Raw genomic sequence first — 18,466 nt, 5'->3', positions numbered from 1 at the left:
GGTCTCCGCTATTGATGAAAACGCGCGAAGCTTACGCCCCGATTTATGCAGAGTAAACGAAGGAACGGCGTGTGGTGGGGGAATCGCGGGGTTCTTCAGGAAGGGTTCAGGATTGCTGCGCAGATCGTTCCCACGCTCCGCGTGGGAACGATCGGAGTGAGAATCAGCTGGCGGTGGCTAGCAACAAATCCATCACTGAACGGCCATGCCCACGTGCCTTGCCATGCTCATACAAAGAACCCGCAATCTCATCCGCCCGAATCGGCAGGATCGACAACAGCGTGTCACTCAACCCGTGGCTAGCCTGGCAGAAACCCTGCATATAGATGCCGGCCTTGCAGCGCTCATCAGTGATCAGTTTGTAATTGCGATCCACCTCGAAATCACCCAGGTATTGCTCCAGCGACGCCAGCAGTTTGCGATGCATCTGCCGCTCGTAACCGGTGGCCAGTACCACGGCGTCGTAATGACGAACCGTGACTTCGCCGGTGGCATTGTTGCGCACCGCCAGTTCGATGCCGTTTTCAGTGGTCGTGGCTTTTTCGATGGTGGTCAGGGTGCGGAACGCATGGCGCGCGATTCCCGAGACTTTCTGGCGATAGAAGATGCCGTAGATGCGTTCGATCAGGTCGATGTCCACCACCGAATAGTTGGTGTTGTGGTACTCGTTGACCAGGCGTTCGCGCTCGCTGCTCGCCTGCTGGAACACCAGATCAGTGAACTCCGGCGAGAACACTTCGTTGACGAACGGGCTGTCGTCCGCCGGTTTCAGCGCCGAACCGCGCAGGATCATGTCGACTTGGACCGACGGGAAGCTGTCGTTCAAGTCGATGAAGGCTTCCGCTGCGCTCTGCCCGCCGCCGATGATGGCGATACTCATCGGCTGATTGTTCACGCACGGTTGCCTGGCCATTTGCGCCAGATACTGCGAGTGGTGGAACACGCGGCTGTCATCCTTGAGCGACTTGAACGCCTGCGGAATACGCGGCGTACCGCCGGCACTGACCACCACTGAACGGGTGGTCCGCACGTGTTGCTGACCATGGGCATCGCGCGAAATCACCCGCAACGCTTCGACTTGCTGGCTGTGCAGCACCGGCTCGATGGCCAGTACTTCTTCGCCATAACGGCTCTGCGTTTCAAACTGCGCGGCGACCCAGCGCAGGTAGTCGTTGTACTCCATGCGGCACGGATAGAAGGTGCCGAGGTTGATGAAATCCACCAGACGACCGTGATGCTTGAGGTAGTTGACGAAGGAATACGGGCTGGTCGGATTGCGCAGTGTCACCAGGTCCTTGAGGAATGAGATCTGCAATTCGCTCTGGGTCACCAGGGTGTTGCCGTGCCAGCGGTAGTCCGCCTGCTTGTCGAGAAACAGAACATCCAGCTCGCCCTGGCTCGGCCCGCGTTCTTGCAGAGCGATGGCCAGCGCCAGGTTCGAAGGGCCGAAACCGACGCCGATCAGGTCGTGAACGATGGGCGATGCAATTGCCTGTGTCATTTCCAGTGTCCTCTGGATGAACCCCCGTGCAGCGGGGAGTAAGCCTAAGTGACCTGACCGGCCTTGGGCGGGTCAGCAGGTCGTCTGTTGAGTAGGAACGAGGACAGTGAAATAAAATTTAAAGGGAAAGGATCAATGGGCGTCCCACTGGCGCATCCGTACCCGGCAATGCTTCATCGCATTGACGATGTGCTTTTCCACCAGGGCCCGCGAAATGCCCAAGCGTTCGGCGATCTCCGGGTGGGACAGCCCCTCGATCTTGCGCAGCAGAAAACTGTCGCGACACAGCGGTGACAATTCCGCCAAGGCACGCTGGAGCATTTGCAGGCGCTGGCCGTGATCGAGGCAGTTGTGCGGGGATGGCGTGAAGTAGCGTTCTTCGGTGTCGAGCACTTCCAGCGACTCGACCTGACGCAAGGCATTGCGTCGATGATCGTCGATCACCAGATTGAGTGCAGTGCGATAAAGAAACGCCCGGGGCTGTTCGATGGGCGTGTCGCTGGAACGCTCCAGGACCCGCACATACGCGTCATGCACCACATCTTCGGCCACCTGGCGGTTGCCTAGCTTGGCGTTCAGGAAACACACCAGCTCGCGATAGTAGTTTTCCAACATGACTCCCGGCCGCACGGATGCGGTTTCTGTCCTTGAGCCCCCTCGTCGACTGCCGAAATAGGCAGTGGCACGATAGTGGCAGTTCGAGATGCGTAATTTATAGTAATTCTCATGTAGATTTAAAGTATTGCTTTGTCTTGCCCGATAAATAGTCTTGATCTACAGGTGTAACCCTATGTGTCCACACCTAAATTCCCCACCCCATTCCTCGTTTACAGGACAGCTCCCCGTCTCTGTCGACTCCCCGACAGCGTTCGGCTGTCGCCGTTGTCTGCGCGCAGGTTGAACGACGGGCCGATATCCATTGGCCGGAACCCTGCATGAAACGTCCCCGACACACCCGACGCGCCCTGCTTGTAGCACTTAGCCTGATCCCCGTTATCGCCATCGCCGCCTGGCAGGTCATCCCGCCCGGCCGCGATAAATTCGCCACCGTGCCCGTCAGCCGTGGCGATATTGAAAGCAGCGTCACGGCGTTGGGCACGCTGCAACCCCGGCGTTATGTCGACGTCGGCGCACAGGCCTCCGGTCAGATCCACAAGATCCATGTGGAGGTCGGCGACGTAGTCAAGGAAGGACAGCTGCTGGTGGAAATCGACCCGTCCACACAACAGGCCAAACTCGACGCCGGGCGTTTCTCGATCGAAAACCTCAAGGCGCAGCTCCAGGAGCAACGGGCTCTGCACGAACTCGCCCGGCAGAAATTCCAGCGCCAACAAAACCTCAAGGCCGGCGGTGCCACCCGTGAAGAAGACGTGCAAACCGCTCAGGCCGAATTACGTGCCACCCAAGCCCGCATCGACATGTTCCAGGCACAGATCCGTCAGGCCGAAGCCAGCCTGCGCAGCGATCAGGCCGAACTGGGCTACACCCGCATTTACGCACCGATGTCTGGCACCGTGGTCGCCCTCGACGCCCGCGAAGGCCAGACCCTCAATGCCCAGCAGCAGACACCACTGATTTTGCGTATCGCCAAACTGTCGCCCATGACCGTTTGGGCCGAAGTCTCGGAAGCCGACATCGGCCACGTCAAACCCGGCATGAATGCCTGGTTCACCACCTTAAGCGGTGGCAATCGTCGTTGGAGCAGCACCGTGCGGCAGATCCTGCCCGTACCACCCAAACCGCTGGACCAGACCAGTCAGGGTGGTGGCAGCCCCGCCAGTTCGAGCAAAAGCGGCAGCGCGCGCGTGGTGCTGTACACCGTGTTGCTCGACGTCGATAACGCCGACAACGCGCTGATGGCAGAAATGACGACGCAGGTGTTTTTCGTGTCCGACCAGGCCAAAGATGTCCTCACCGCGCCCATTGCGGCGTTGCAAGGTGGCGCTGAACCGGGCAACCAGACCGCGCACGTCGTGGCCGAAAACGGCAACATCGAGCAACGCCAGGTGCGCACCGGAATCAGTGATCGCCTGCGGGTGCAGATCCTCGAAGGCTTGCGCGAAGGCGATCACCTGCTGATCGGCCCGGCCGAAGGGAGCGGCGGTTGAATGCAGACGCCTCTGATCGACCTGCAAGACATCCGTAAAGCCTACGGTGGCGGCGATTCACCCGAAGTACATGTGCTGCGCGGCATCGACCTGTCGATCCATGCCGGGGAGTTCGTGGCGATTGTCGGCGCCTCCGGGTCCGGCAAGTCGACGCTGATGAACATCCTCGGCTGCCTCGACCGTCCGACGTCGGGTGAATACCGCTTCGCCGGGCAAAACGTCGCCGGGCTCGACAGTGATGAACTGGCCTGGCTGCGCCGCGAAGCCTTTGGTTTTGTGTTTCAGGGGTATCACCTGATTCCGTCCGGCTCGGCTCAGGAAAACGTCGAGATGCCGGCCATCTATGCAGGCACCCCGGCCGCTGAACGCCATGCCCGCGCCGCCGCCCTGCTCGACCGCCTGGGCCTGGCCTCGCGCACCGGCAACCGTCCGCATCAACTCTCCGGTGGCCAGCAACAACGGGTGTCCATCGCCCGCGCCTTGATGAATGGCGGCCACATCATTCTCGCCGACGAACCCACGGGCGCCCTCGACAGCCACAGCGGTGCCGAGGTCATGACGCTGCTCGATGAACTGGCGAGCCAGGGTCATGTGGTGATCCTGATCACCCACGACCGTGAAGTCGCGGCCCGGGCGAAACGCATCATCGAAATTCGCGACGGCCTGATCATCAGCGACAGCGCCCGTGACAATCCCGACGTCCAGGCTTCAGCCAACCCCGGCGCGCTGCAAGCCGTCGACCTGCGCAAGCGCCTGAGCGAAGGCGCCGAGGCCACCGGTGCGTGGAAAGGCGAACTGATAGACGCAGTGCAGGCAGCCTGGCGGGTGATGTGGATCAACCGCTTCCGCACGGCGCTGACGCTACTCGGGATCATCATCGGCGTGGCGTCGGTGGTGGTGATGCTCGCCGTCGGCGAAGGCAGCAAGCGCCAGGTCATGGCGCAGATGGGCGCCTTCGGTTCGAACATCATTTACCTCAGCGGCTTGGCGCCGAACCCGCGTACCGCACCGGGCATCGTCACCCTCGATGACGTCGCGGCGGTGGCCAGTTTGCCGCAAGTGATGCGGATCATGCCGGTCAACGGCCAGGAAGCCGGGGTGCGCTTCGGCAACCTCGACCACTTGAGTTACGTCGGTGGCAACGACACCAACTTCCCGGCGATTTTCAACTGGCCGGTGGTCGAAGGCAGCTACTTCACCGAGGCCGATGAGCGAAACGCCGCAGCGGTCGCGGTGATCGGCCACAAGGTGCGGACCAAATTGCTCAAGGATGTCGCCAACCCGATTGGCCAATACATCCTGATCGAAAACGTGCCGTTTCAGGTGGTCGGCGTCCTCGCGGAAAAAGGCGCCAGCTCCGGCGACTCGGACAGCGACGACCGCATTGCCATCCCCTACTCCGCCGCCAGCGTCCGGTTGTTCGGTACCCATAATCCCGAATACGTAGCCATCGCCGCCGCCGATGCGCGCAAGGTCAAAGAGACCGAAAAAGCCATAGAGCAACTGATGCTGCGCCTGCACAACGGCAAGAAGGATTTCGAGCTGACCAACAACGCCGCAATGATCCAGGCCGAAGCGCGCACGCAAAACACCCTGTCGCTCATGCTCGGCTCGATTGCCGCGATTTCGTTGCTGGTGGGCGGTATCGGCGTGATGAACATCATGCTGATGACCGTGCGCGAACGCACCCGCGAGATCGGTATTCGCATGGCCACCGGGGCTCGGCAGCGCGACATCCTGCGGCAGTTTCTCACCGAGGCGGTGATGCTCTCGGTGGTCGGCGGCCTGGCCGGGATTGCCTTGGCACTGATCGTCGGTGGTGTGTTGATTCTCAGCGAAGTTGCCGTCGCGTTTTCTTTGATAGCGGTACTCGGCGCCTTCGGCTGCGCGCTGGTCACCGGTGTTGTCTTCGGCTTCATGCCGGCCCGCAAAGCTGCCCGACTCGACCCGGTCACGGCCCTTACCAGTGAATGATCTTTCCATGAAGCCGTCACTCAGTCTGTTGACTCTCTGCCTGTTGCTCGGTGCTTGCGCCAGCCCCGCCCAGCGCCCGGACGGCGGCCTCCAGCCGCCAGCCGACTGGCAATCACCGCACAATCAAGGCACCACCCGCAGCAACCAGCAATGGTGGACGCAGTTCGGTAGTCCCCAGCTGGAACAACTGATCGAACAGGCGCGTGTCGGCAGTTTCGATCTGGCCGCCGCCATCGCCAGGGTACGTCAGGCGCAGGCGGAAACGGTGGTGGCCGGTGGTTCGCAGCTGCCGGAGGTCACAGCGGGGTTGAATACCAACCGGCAAAAACTGCTGCGTGGCAATGGCTATAGCCAACTCGATGCCGACAGCGATAACAGCGCCGTGGATTACTTCAACGCCAACCTCAGCGCCAGCTACGAAATCGATTTCTGGGGCGGCCAGCGCGCCTCCCGCGACAGCGCACAGTTTGCGTTGCAGGCCAGCCAATTCGATCAAGCCACGGTGGAATTGACGCTACTCAGCAGCGTTGCCAGCGGCTATGCACAAACCCTGTCGCTGCGCGAACAGAGCCGCATCGCCGAACTGAACCTGGCGAACGCGCAGAGTGTTTTGAAACGGGTGCAGACGCGGTTTGATTCAGGCTCGGCGACTGCGCTTGAACTGGCGCAGCAAAAAAGCCTGGTCGCGGCGCAACAACGGCAATTGCCGCTGGTGCAGCAACAGGCTCAGGACGCTTCGATCAGCCTGGCGGCCCTGCTCGGCCGCCCGGTGCAGCAATTGCCGTTGAGCCTGGAACATTTCGATCAACTGTCATGGCCGACCATCGACGCTGGCGTGCCCAGTGAACTGATCAGACGCCGTCCGGACATTGCCCGTGCCGAAGCGCAACTGGCGGCGGCACAGGCGAATGTCACCGTGGCCCGCGCCGCGATGCTGCCGACCGTGACCTTGAGCGCTGAAATCGGCTCGGGGGCTGACCGCGCCGCCGATATGTTGCGCAACCCGTTTTACAACCTGACCGCAGGCCTGGTCACACCGATCTTCAACAATGGTCGCCTCGGCGCCGAGCGCGACAAGGCCACGGCCCGCCAGGAAGAGCTGCTGGAGACGTATCGCAGTGCGATCATCAACGGTTTTGCCGACGTCGAAAAAGCGCTGAACAGCATTCGTGGGCTGGATGAACAGCGACAGTGGCAAGGTGAAGAGCTGAAGCAGGCTCAAACCGCATTCGATATCGCTCAGAGCCGCTACCAGGCCGGGGCCGAGGATTTGCTGACGGTGCTGGAGACGCAACGCACCTTGTATGCAGCGCAGGATCTGAATGTGCAGCTGCGGTTGTCGCGGTTGCAGGCGAGTATTGCGCTGTACAAGGCGTTGGGTGGGGGGTGGCAGGTTTTGTGATTTGTGTCGCCAATGAGTCCGCCATCGCGGGCAAGCCCGGCTCCCACAGGGTTTTAGGTGTGCCGCATGATTTCGGTACGACATAAAACCCTATGGGAGCCGGGCTTGCCCCGGGCGGCGTTCCGACGATTGAACGATAACGCGGTTTAACTGGTAATCGGCTTAGCCTTCAAATGCCGCGCATACCAAGGCCGCTGCGGCACCTTGCGGAACAAGTCCACCAATTTCTTCTCATCCTCACCAAACGTTATCCGCAGAGCCAGCTTCATGGTTTCGGGGTCCATCTCCACCGACTTGCCCGCCTGCAACCCCGGCGTTGTGCTGCAACCATGGGTGCTCGGCCCCAACCACGGATCAGCGACCTCCACCCAACGCCCCGGCGCAAACCATGGCACGCCGTTAACCTCCAGCCGACTCACCTCCCCCGGATGAAAGCGTTCATGCGCGCGAAACCAGTCTTCCAGTCGATCATCGACCCAGCCATGGAAATACCAGAATACCGGGTTCACATGGGACGAAAACGGATCGCCGAGGAAGTCGTTTTCCGGCGCAAACCAGCGTGCGGAGAAGTCCGCCGGATCCCGGGCAAACGGCACCGGCTGACCGTTGGAGGGATCGCGTGGCACCGAGGCCCAGCGCATGTGCAACCAGTCGTGCAAACCCAACTCAACCTCTGAGCCGAACTGGCCCAAGGTCAGCTTCGACAGATAACGCGGGTCGCGGTAGCGCGATTCCCAGACCTGAAAATTACTGTGATACGTCTCGGTGGTTTTGATGTCGCTGACCCATTGCGAGTATTCGGCATCGTCGTCGGCCAGCCAGGTCGGCGGCAGCGCGGTGCCGTCGTGGTTGTCGCAGTATTGGGCGAAGCCGATTCGATCACGGGCCAGTTCCGGTTGCGGCAACGGGAAGTGTGGCCATGACGGCAAGTCCTGCATCGACCGCGCCGTGCCAAGCATGTGCCGATGCATGAAAAAAAAGTCCACGCCCGAGCCGTTTCGATCCTTGCGCGCACCACGGGCATCGCGCTCCTTGTCGCGCGGGCCAGGCTGCCAGCCGAGGCCGCGCAAGGCATTGCGTTTGTCTTCGGCCAAGGTGTGCCATTTGTCCCGTGAGGCATGCCAGAGCTGGTGAAACAGCCGGTGCTCGGGGGAAATCAGCCAGGCCAGCAGCGGTGCATTGAGCCCGGTGCGCTCGCGGGCTTCGGGGAAAACCCGTTTGACGGCGATGAAGCGATTGTCCTGCGCGGTCATCATCAGCGGGCGATCGAGGTTCAACACCCGACCACTGAGCGTGCCGCTGCCGGCATTGCCGAAGCCGGCCCAGACTTCGTCCAGCGCCATGCTGAATTCGTAATCGGGGGTGCCCTGCGCCGCATTGGCACTGACCAACCGCCAGCTCAATTGCGCCGCCTTGGCATCGGCCAGGTCGCCAAGCACCCGGTAGCGCGGTGTTTCGCTGGAACGCAATCGCTCGGCCGTGTCGAGGAACCCGATCAGGCCGCGCCCTTTGTGGCCAACGTCAAGAAACACCTCCAGACCTTCGCGAGGCAAACCTTCAATCCCGGCGTCACGTCCTTCAAAACGAATCTGCCAGATGCCGCGCAGCGTGTCCGCCAAACGTTGTCCGGTGACATCCGCCACATCAAAAGAAGCTTCACCGGGGGTAATCGTCGGATCCGCTTTCGTCCGTTCACGATGCCCATAAAAAGCCGCAGGCACCGCAACGCCGGTCAGCGCCAGGCCTGCCATGAACCCTCGTCGAGAAATCGTCATTGCCCTACCTGTGTCAGCCATGAAGCAGGCTTTATCCAAGCTAGAACGTTCGTCCCCTCCGAAAATTTAAACGCTTCGCTGGCAAGCCAGCGCCTACATTGCACCGCGTTCCCCTGTAGGAGCGGGCTTGCCCGCGAAGAGGCCATCAGCCCCACTAAATTTCTACCTCAATGACTCGTTCCTCCCAGATAGCAAAGCCCCCACGCCCGCACCGGGGCAACGAACCCGACTGAGATGAACATGACAAACCCACGTTCGAAAAAGGCGCTTTACCTCGGCCTGTCACTCGCGCTGGCGATCAGCGCAGGTGCCGGCTATGCGGTCTGGGATTACGGGTTCAAGGACAACCCCGGTTACCCGGTCAAGGTGATGCAACAGGCCGATGAGCTGCAAACGCGCATCCTCTCCTTCGACAGCCACGTCACTGTGCCGCTGGACTTCGGCACCGCCGGCAATGAAGCCGACAAGGACGGCAGCGGCCAGTTCGACCTGGTCAAGACCGGGCGCGGACGCCTGTCCGGCGCCGCCCTGACCATCTTCGGCTGGCCGGAAATCTGGAACGGCGCCAACGCCCCGCACCGCCCTACCGAAGGCTTTGTCGACGAAGCCCGGTTCGAACAGGAAACCCGCTACAAAATCATCAGCGCCATGGTCCGCGACTTTCCCAATCAAGTCGCCATCGCCTACACCCCGGACGATTTCCGCCGTTTACACGGCGAAGGCAAGTTCGCAGTGTTCATGAGCATGCTCAACGCCTACCCGCTGGGCAACGACCTGAACGCGCTGGACACATGGGCCGCTCGCGGCATGCGCATGTTCGGCTTCAGCTACGTGGGCAACAACGCCTGGGCTGACTCATCGCGGCCGCTGCCGTTCTTCAATGATTCGCGCGATGCCCTCGGCGGTTTGTCGGACATTGGCAAACAGGCGGTGCATCGCCTGAATGACCTCGGCGTGATCATTGATGTCTCGCAGATGTCGACCAGGGCCCTGGAGCAAGTCGCGCAACTGAGCCGCACGCCGATGGTCGCCTCGCACTCGGCGCCACGTGCGCTGGTGGACATCCCGCGAAACCTCAGCGACCAGGAAATGCAGCTGATCAAAAACAGCGGCGGCGTGGTGCAAATTGTCGGCTTCCCGACCTACATCCGCCCCTTGAGCCAAACCACCCAGGACAAACTCAACGCCCTGCGCGCCCGCTTCGACCTGCAACCGTTGCAAGGCCTGGAAATGGCGCTGATGCCCGGCGACCCGGTGATCACCGTCTGGTCCGAGCAACGCTTCGGCGAGTACGCCAGCCAGCTCTACGCGATTGTCGATGAAGAACCGAAAGCCACGCTCAAGGACTACGGCGACGCGATTGATTACGCCGTGAAGAAAATCGGCATCGATCACGTCGGCATCAGCTCCGATTTCAACGACGGCGGCGGCCTCGAGGGCTGGAAGGATGTCAGCGAAGCCCGCAACGTCACGGCCGAGCTGATCAGTCGCGGCTACAGCGAGGCCGATATCGCCAAGCTGTGGGGCGGCAATTTCCTGCGGGTCTGGGACCAGGTGCAGAAGTCCTCCCGGCCTGTGGCGAAAAACTGAATCCCCTTTGCAAAAGCGAACCTTGTTGATGACCAACCGTCGTTCATTCCTCAAGCAGGCCGGGATTCTCGCGGCCGGCCTGCCCCTAGGCAGCGCTGTGATGTTGCCGGCACGGGCTGCCACTGCGCAGCCGCTGCCCAAGGACAAGTGGGCGCAACTGCGCCAACTGTTCGATCAGGATCCGGACTATTTGCACTTCGCCAACTTTCTGGTGACTTCACACCCACGACCGGTGCGCGAGGCCATCGAACGGCACCGCGTCAACCTCGACCGCAACCCCGGTCGGGCGATGGACTGGGACTTGGGCGAAACGGAAAAACGTGAGCAGGAAGTACGTGTCTGGGCCGGGCGTTACCTCAAGGCCAAACCTGAACAAATCGCCCTCACCGGCAGCACCACCGAGGGTCTGTCGCTGATCTACGGCGGCATTCATGTGCGCCCGGATCAGGAAATCCTCACCACCGAGCATGAACACTACGCCACGAACTACGCCCTCGATTACCGCCAGCAAAAGGACGGGGTCAAGGTGCGCAAGCTCAAGCTGTTCGAGAACAGCCGCGACATTTCCGTTGATGAAGTGCTCGGTTCGATCAGCAAAGGCATCCGCCCGCAAACCCGCGTGCTGGGCATGACCTGGGTGCAATCCGGCAGCGGCGTGAAACTGCCGATTGGCGAGATCGGCAAACTGGTGGAAGAACAGAACTGCAATCGCGAGGCAAAAGACCGAATTTTGTATGTGGTCGATGGCGTGCACGGTTTTGGCGTCGAGGACCTCGATTTTCCCGACATGCACTGCGATTTCTTCATCGCCGGCACCCACAAATGGATGTTCGGCCCGCGCGGCACCGGCATCATTTGCGCCCGATCCGCCGAACTCAAGGACGTCACGCCGACGATTCCGACGTTCTCCGAAGCCACCACCTTCTCAACCATCATGACCCCCGGCGGTTATCACAGTTTCGAACATCGCTGGGCGCTGGACGAGGCGTTCAAGCTGCACATGGAACTGGGCAAGGCCGAGGTGCAGGCACGCATTCATGCGCTCAATACCTATGCGAAAAGCCGCCTGCTGGAGCATCCGCAGATCGAACTGGTCACGCCAAAGAGCCCGGACCTGTCCGCCGGCTTCACCTTCTTCCGGATCAAGGACCGCGAGTGCGAAAAAGTCGCTGCCCAATTGATGGAAAACCGCGTGGTCTGCGACGCGGTGGAGCGCGATGTCGGCCCGGTGATTCGTATTGCGCCTGGCTTGCTCAACACTGAAGACCATATTGACCGTTTCATGACCCTCCTGAACAAGACCGCATGACGCCATGACGCCCCCCTGTAGGAGTGAGCCTGCTCGCGATGAGGCAAGCACATTCAACATTGATGGTGACTGACTCACCGCTATCGCGAGCAGGCTCACTCCTACATTGGACCAGGCGTAACACCCGTTTTTTATATCGAGATCACTCATGAACCGAGATCAATTGACCCTACCGCTCAAGGCCCTGGCCCTGACCGCGCTCATGGTCGGAGCCGCCCAGGCCGCCACCGCGCCGCAACCCGGCAAAGTATTCAAAGACTGCCGCGACTGCCCGGAAATGGTGGTGCTGCCCGCCGGCACTTTCGCCATGGGCACACCGGACGATGAAGTCGGCCGCGAGCCCGACGAAGGTCCGATGCACGACGTGACCTTCGCCAAGCCGTTCGCCATGAGCCGCTTCCAGATCACCGCCGGCGAGTGGGACAGCTACGTGCGCGAGAGCGGCGTGATCATTGCCAACGGCGATACCCGGCCGGGCCGCGAATGCATCGCCAGCAAGCCGCGTTATCCGCAGACGCCGCGCCAGCCAGCGGTGTGCATGAACTTCGATGACGTCAAAAATTACGTCGCGTGGCTGTCGAAAAAAACCGGGCAGACCTACCACATGGTCAGCGAAGCCCAGCGCGAGTACGCCGCGCGCGGTGGAACAAAAGGCCCGTTCCCCTTCCCGTTCGATGAAGGCAAGGCTTACAGCATTGCCAGGCACGCCAACACCTATGGCCCGGCGGACGGTTACAGCTACAGCTCGCCGGTGGGCAGCTACCCGCCCAATGCGTTCGGTATGTACGACATGCATGGCAACGTTTACGAATGGGTCGCAGACTGCGAACACCCGAACTACATCGGTGCCCCCACCGATGGCAGCGCGTGGTTGGAACCCAACTGTGAAGCCGTGCGCATTCGCGGTAACGATTGGGGTGAAGCCCCGGTGTTTTCGCGCTCCGGCAACCGCAATAGCCAGTACCCGCAAGAGCGCGGCGACTGGATAGGTTTGCGCGTTGTGCGTGACCTGTAGGAGCGGAGCTTGCTCGCGATAGCGGACTAACAGTCAACACTTCTATCGACTGGAAGGTAGCCATCGCGAGCAAGCTCGGCTCCTACAGGGTTGTGTGTGTGGTCGCCGCCAGTCGGCACCCGGCTAAATTAAGCCTTCGATCAGACGTTCTACTGGGTATCTGCCTTACGACCCAAGGAACTGTCTCCCATGCCCCAGCCAACCCGTGGCGCCCTCGGCGAATTGTTCGCCCTGTTGAAACCCTTTCGGCTGATCGTCGCCGCGTCCATTTTCCTGGGCATGGTCGGCGGCCTGAGCGTCACGGTCTTGCTGGCAACCATCAACAACGCCCTGCATTCGGACACCGGCCTGACCCAAGGCGTCGTCGCGCTGTTCGCCGGCTTGTGCTTGCTGGCGCTGCTGAGTTCGATCTGCTCGGACATTGGCACCAACTACGTCGGCCAGCACATCATTGCCCAGCTGCGTAAACAGCTGGGCGAAAAAGTCCTGTCGGCGCCCATCGAACAGATCGAGCGCTACCGCAGCCATCGGCTGATTCCGGTGTTGACCCACGACGTTGATACCATCAGCGACTTCGCCTTCGCCTTTGCCCCGCTGGCGATTTCCGTAACCGTGACCTTGGGTTGCATGGGCTATCTGGCCATTCTGTCGTGGCCAATGTTCATGATCATGGTGGCGGCGATTCTGATTGGCACGGCGATTCAGGCCTACGCCCAGAGCAAAGGCGTGCAGGGTTTCATGGCCGCTCGCGAGGCCGAAGACGAACTGCAAAAACACTACAACGCGATTGCCGAAGGTGCCAAGGAACTGCGCATTCATCGCCCGCGTCGCCAGCGCATGTTTGTCTCGGGCATCAAGGCCACCGCCGAATTCATCTGCAACACTCAGGTGCGTTCGATCAACACCTTCGTGATCGCCAAAACCTTTGGCTCGATGTTGTTCTTCGTGGTGATCGGCCTGGCGCTGGCCCTGCAGACCTTCTGGCCGAGTGCCGATAAAACCGTGATGAGCGGCTTTGTGCTGGTGCTGCTGTACATGAAAGGCCCGCTGGAACACTTGATCAGCACCCTGCCCATCGTCAGCCGCGCGCAGATTGCATTCCGCCGCATTGCCGAGTTGTCCGAGCAGTTTTCCACCCCCGAACCGCATCTGCTGCTGAGCGATCAGGGCCCGGTCAAACAAGCGGTGCACGAGCTGAAACTGGCCGATGTGCGTTTCGCTTTCCCTCCCGCCGTAGGTGCGGCGCCGTTCCAGCTCGGGCCGGTGAACCTGACGATCAAGCAAGGCGACATCACCTTTATCGTCGGCGAGAACGGTTGCGGCAAGACCACGCTGATCAAGTTGCTGCTGGGTTTGTACACGCCGCAGCAGGGCGAAATCCGCGTCAATGGCGAGACCATCGACGCACACAATCGAGATGACTATCGCCAGTTGTTCACCACGATATTCGCCGACTACTACCTGTTCGATGACGTGGTTCAGGGCGACACGCACATCCCCGAAGACGCGAACAAATACCTGCAACGGCTGGAGATCGCGCACAAGGTCAGCGTCAAGGACGGCAGTTTCACCACCACCGCCCTGTCCACCGGCCAGCGCAAGCGCCTGGCGCTGGTCAACGCGTGGCTGGAGGAGCGTCCGGTGCTGGTGTTCGATGAATGGGCCGCCGATCAAGACCCGACCTTCCGCCGGATTTTCTACACCGAGCTGCTGCCGGACCTCAAACGCCTGGGCAAGACCATCATCGTGATTTCCCATGATGACCGCTATTTCGATGTCGCCGATCAACTGGTGCGCATGGAAAGCGGCCGGGTAGTCACCGAACTGACCCCTGCCTGAATAAACACCTCTGTAGGAGCACGGCTTGCCGGCGATGGCAATTCTGAGGACGCCATCGCCGGCAATCCGTGCTCCTACAAGAACGGCCGTTCCCACCTGTTCCACTCTTTTGAAATTTATTTCCCAGGTTTCTTTCCGGTTTTGCCTCCACGCCCCGTCTTAATAATCATTCTTATTAACAACAACTCCGCACAACATTTTTCAGGAGCTCAGGTAAGTAATGCGACTTCTACCACGCCGCACACCTCTCGCGTTGGCCGTACAGCGCCCGTCTTTGCATCGCACCCTGTTCACCAGCGTAATGCTGACCGCCACCTTGCTGGGGAGCTCGATGGCCAATGCTGCACCTGTGAAAGTGAATGTTGCCGTCCAGCCGCTTTCCAACGCGCTGACCGAACTGGGCATGCAGACCAACCTGCAAATCCTTTACAGCCCGGATCAGGTGGCGGGCATCAAGTCGCGCGCGGTATCCGGCTCACTGGAACCGAGCGACGCCCTGAAGGCGCTGTTGCAAGGCACTGGCATTTCGTTCCAGATCAATGGCAACACCGTGACCCTGGTGTCTGGCGGCGGTTCGGGCCTGCAACTGGGCGCGACCACCATTTCCGGGCAAGCCTTGGGCCTGACCACGGAAGACACCGGTTCCTACACCACCGGCGCCACCACCACCGCCATCGGGCTGCCGCTGACCATTCGCGAAACGCCGCAAACGGTGACCGTGGTCACACGTCAAATGATGGACGACCGTGGTGTACAAAGCGTTGCCGACGCGTTGCGCAACACGCCGGGTGTCACAACGCAGAAGTACGACAGTGACCGCACCGAGTTTTCCGCCCGTGGTTTTGCCATCACCAACTTTCAGTACGACGGCGTCAACATTCCCTACGACGGCGTTTACGGTGAAAACCCGAACAACGGCGACGACGCAGCCAGCCTCGACCACATCGAAGTCGTCAAGGGCGCTACCGGCCTGATGACGGGCGCAGGCGATCCGTCCGCCACGGTCAACCTGATCCGCAAGAAGCCGACCAAGGACTTCAAGGCCTCGGTCAGCGCCACTGCCGGCTCCTGGGACAACTACCGCACCGAAGGCGACATCTCTGGTTCACTGACCGACTCTGGAAATGTGCGGGGGCGCTTTGTCGGCGCCTACCAGGACAAAGATTCGTACATGGACCATTACAGCCAGAAAAAAGACATCTACTACGGCATCCTCCAAGCCGATCTGACGGACGACACCTTGCTGACGTTCGGCGTCGACAAGTCCAGCGTCACCCCGCGTGGCAGCTCCTGGACCGGTAACGCACCGTACTTCACCGATGGCAGCCGTACCGACTTCTCGCGCAGTTTCAACCCGGGTGCCGACTGGAGCCGTCGTGATTTCGACAGCGTCACCTATTTCGCGTCGCTGGAACAAGCGCTGGCCAATGACTGGAAATTCAAGGCCAGCTTCGACCAGAAGACCACTGATCACGATACCCAACTCGCCTCGGCCAGCGGTGGCTCCGCTGACCCTGTTACCGGTGAGGGCAATTTCCTGTACTGGGGTCGCTGGGAAGGTCATCGCGTACAGAACTCCGGGGACGTAAACATCTCAGGGCCGTTTTCCCTGGGCGGGCGCGAGCATGAACTGGTGGCCGGCTTCATGGCTGCCCACTCGCGTCAGACGGGTGCGACCTACGACTCCAGCGCTTTCGAACTGGTGCCGGGCAGCATCTTTGACTGGAACGGTAACCTGCCAAAACAGGAATTCCCGAAAAACGGCAAATACGAACGTACCCAGAGCCAGAACGGGATTTACATGGCCACGCGCCTGCGTCCGACCGACGACTTGTCGCTCATCCTCGGCGGCCGCCTGAGCACCTTCAAGTACAACGAAGACTACACCTACTATCCGGGTGCAAACCTGACCGACACCCACGCCAGCTATAAGGAACATGGTGTCGTCACGCCGTACGCCGGGGTGGTGTATGACCTGAACGATATTTACTCGGTCTATGCCAGCTACACCAAGATCTACCAGCCGCAAATTTACCAGGACATCACTGGTAAGACCCTCGACCCGGTTGAAGGCGACAGCTACGAAACCGGCATCAAGGCGGCTTATTTCGAAGGCAAACTGAACGCCAGCTTTGCCCTGTTCCAGATTGACCAGGACAACGTTGCCCAGTACGTCACCACCGACGTCAACACTGGCCGGGACGTTTATGAAGCCATCTCCGGCGCCACCACCAAGGGTGTGGAACTGGAACTGGCCGGCGAACTGGCGAAGGACTGGAACGTATCGGCCGGCTACACCTACGCCCGGACCCGCGACAAGGATGAACAACGTATTTACGGTTTCCCGCTGGCCTCCAGCAAACCGGAACACGTGGTACGTACGTTCACCACCTACCGTCTGCCCGGCGCGCTGGACCAGTTCACCATCGGTGGTGGCGTCAGCTGGCAGAGCGCGTTTTACGGCCAGAGCTTCAGCCCGAACGTGGGTAACGGCGAAGGTGGCAACACCCTGCTCAAGCAAGGCGGCTACACCCTCGTGGACCTGATGACGCGCTTTCAGTACGACGAGCACCTGAGCTTCACCGCCAATGCCAACAACGTCTTCGACAAGAAGTACATGTCGGGCCTTGGCAACTTCGGCACCACCTTCTATGGCGAGCCGCGTAATCTGCAGATCATGGCGAAGTACGATTTCTGATTCTCTGAGCTGAAATGAAAAATGCCCGCGTCGTAAGATGCGGGCATTTTTTTGGCTGGGATTTTTGTGTTGAATGTGAGTCCGCTATCGCGAGCAGGCTCGCTCCCACATTGGATTTCGGCGTTCACAAAACCCCTGAAGGAGCGAGCCTGCTCGCGATGGCAATAGTGGCCGCACCAGAAAGTCCCAATACCTGGCACAAAAAAACCGCCACCCTGATCCAGGAATGGCGGTTTTTTTCAGTTCAACTTAAACCCGAGAACGCACCCACCCCACCACTTCCGTGTGAATCCCCGCAACCTCCCCCAACAACCCCGCCATACGCATAAAGTCATGGGTCATGCCCGGTTGTTCCAGCAACGTCAGCTCATTCCCCGCTGCACGCAGCCGATCGGCATACGCCAACCCTTCGTCATGCAACGGATCATGCCCGGCCAGGTACACCAACGCCGGTGCCAAACCTGACAGATCTGCTGCCAGCAACGGCGAGCAGCGCCAGTCCGCGAGGTCCTGCGGGGCGCGCCCGTAATGCGCGTAGAACCAGTCCAGCGTTGGCGTTTCCAGCAAATACCCCTCGGCGAAATCCCGATGCGAGGCGCGTTTCGTCGTCGCATCCGTCACCGGGTACAGCAGCACTTGCGCCTTGGGTTTCAATGCCAGTTCCTCGGGCTCACGCACCGCCATGATCGACAACACCGTGGCCAGGGTCGCGCCCACGCTGTCACCGACCAGCGCCACCCGATTCGCGTCCAGCCCCCGCGCAACGCCTTCACTTGCCAGCCAGTTGGCGGCATCGCAGGCATCCTGCACCGGTGTCGGGAACCGCCACTCTGGCGCCAAACGATAATCCACCGTCAACAGCACGAAACCACCCTGCGCCACCAGTCGCCGGCACAGCGCATCATGGGAATCGAGGCTGCCGACCACATAACCGCCGCCATGGAAATACAACACCACTGGCTGCAATCCCTCGACCGCTTGCCCGTCGCGATACAGCCGCGCCGACAGGCTATGACCATCGCGCGCAGTAATCGTAAAGTTCTCGCAGGAAACGCTACCCAGCGGTACATCGAGAAACCCGGAGGACGCTTCAAAATCGATCCGCGCCTGCTGCGGCGACTGTTCATGCATCGCGCGACTTTTACCGGTCATCCGGCCGAACTCGGCGAGTTCGAGAAATGCTTCAAGTTCTGGCAATACGGCCATGGGATGAGTCCTTCACACAAAGAGATCAATAATCGAACAAGGAAAACCA

Annotated in this window: 12 protein-coding genes; 8 read left to right on the top strand and 4 right to left on the bottom strand. The window is 60.6% G+C overall.

Going from position 1 to position 18,466, the window contains the following annotated elements:
- Positions 1–163: 163 nt before the first annotated feature.
- Both ACA048_RS09835 and ACA048_RS09830 read right to left on the bottom strand, forming a co-directional pair.
- Positions 164–1,501, bottom strand: coding sequence for a lysine N(6)-hydroxylase/L-ornithine N(5)-oxygenase family protein (locus tag ACA048_RS09835; protein WP_497628936.1), 1,338 nt, complete (start codon positions 1,499–1,501; stop codon positions 164–166).
- Positions 1,502–1,633: 132 nt separating this feature from the next.
- Positions 1,634–2,116, bottom strand: coding sequence for a sigma-70 family RNA polymerase sigma factor (locus ACA048_RS09830; protein ID WP_497628935.1), 483 nt, complete (start codon positions 2,114–2,116; stop codon positions 1,634–1,636).
- A 320-nt stretch (positions 2,117–2,436) separates the two neighbouring features.
- Between ACA048_RS09830 and ACA048_RS09825 the strand changes: the two genes are divergently transcribed.
- The 3 genes from ACA048_RS09825 to ACA048_RS09815 are packed head-to-tail and all read left to right on the top strand — an operon-like array spanning position 2,437 to position 6,985.
- A complete protein-coding gene (locus ACA048_RS09825; RefSeq protein WP_497628934.1) occupies positions 2,437–3,609 on the top strand; it encodes an efflux RND transporter periplasmic adaptor subunit in 1,173 nt (390 codons plus the stop codon).
- Complete coding sequence (locus ACA048_RS09820) at positions 3,610–5,583, top strand: MacB family efflux pump subunit (RefSeq protein ID WP_497628933.1); 1,974 nt, start codon at positions 3,610–3,612, stop codon at positions 5,581–5,583.
- A gap of 7 nt (positions 5,584–5,590) precedes the next feature.
- On the top strand, positions 5,591–6,985 hold the full coding sequence (locus tag ACA048_RS09815) for an efflux transporter outer membrane subunit (RefSeq protein WP_497628932.1): 1,395 nt from the start codon (positions 5,591–5,593) through the stop codon (positions 6,983–6,985).
- Between the two features lie 146 nt (positions 6,986–7,131).
- Here the strand turns inward: ACA048_RS09815 and pvdP are convergent, their stop codons facing one another.
- Complete coding sequence (gene pvdP, locus ACA048_RS09810) at positions 7,132–8,760, bottom strand: pyoverdine maturation tyrosinase PvdP (protein WP_497628931.1); 1,629 nt, start codon at positions 8,758–8,760, stop codon at positions 7,132–7,134.
- Positions 8,761–9,000: 240 nt separating this feature from the next.
- Here pvdP and pvdM point away from each other — a divergent pair, with 240 nt between their 5' ends.
- The 5 genes from pvdM to ACA048_RS09785 all read left to right on the top strand — a co-directional run bounded on the left by pvdM (position 9,001) and on the right by ACA048_RS09785 (position 17,211).
- Entirely contained in the window at positions 9,001–10,350 is a 1,350-nt protein-coding gene (gene pvdM, locus ACA048_RS09805; protein ID WP_497628930.1) for a pyoverdine-tailoring dipeptidase-like protein PvdM, read from the top strand.
- Between the two features lie 28 nt (positions 10,351–10,378).
- The gene (gene pvdN, locus ACA048_RS09800; protein ID WP_497628929.1) at positions 10,379–11,659 is read left to right on the top strand and encodes a pyoverdine-tailoring periplasmic protein PvdN; all 1,281 of its coding nucleotides are present in this window, start codon (positions 10,379–10,381) and stop codon (positions 11,657–11,659) included.
- Positions 11,660–11,807: 148 nt separating this feature from the next.
- Positions 11,808–12,674, top strand: a complete 867-nt coding sequence (pvdO, locus tag ACA048_RS09795; protein WP_497628928.1) for a dihydropyoverdine dehydrogenase — start codon at positions 11,808–11,810, stop codon at positions 12,672–12,674.
- Between the two features lie 189 nt (positions 12,675–12,863).
- Positions 12,864–14,513 carry a cyclic peptide export ABC transporter gene (locus ACA048_RS09790; RefSeq protein WP_497628927.1) on the top strand — a complete coding sequence of 550 codons (1,650 nt, stop codon included), beginning with the start codon at positions 12,864–12,866 and terminating at the stop codon, positions 14,511–14,513.
- Between the two features lie 220 nt (positions 14,514–14,733).
- Positions 14,734–17,211, top strand: a complete 2,478-nt coding sequence (locus ACA048_RS09785) for a TonB-dependent siderophore receptor (protein WP_497628926.1) — start codon at positions 14,734–14,736, stop codon at positions 17,209–17,211.
- A gap of 249 nt (positions 17,212–17,460) precedes the next feature.
- On the opposite strand, the gene ACA048_RS09780 is transcribed toward ACA048_RS09785, so the two are convergent.
- The gene (locus ACA048_RS09780) at positions 17,461–18,417 is read right to left on the bottom strand and encodes an alpha/beta hydrolase (protein WP_497628925.1); all 957 of its coding nucleotides are present in this window, start codon (positions 18,415–18,417) and stop codon (positions 17,461–17,463) included.
- Positions 18,418–18,466 lie beyond the last annotated feature (49 nt).

The sequence above is a fragment of the Pseudomonas sp. LBUM1659 genome (assembly GCF_059716045.1).
The sequence above is the reverse complement of the archived record's forward strand: the minus strand, read 5'-3'. Positions and strand labels throughout refer to the sequence as shown.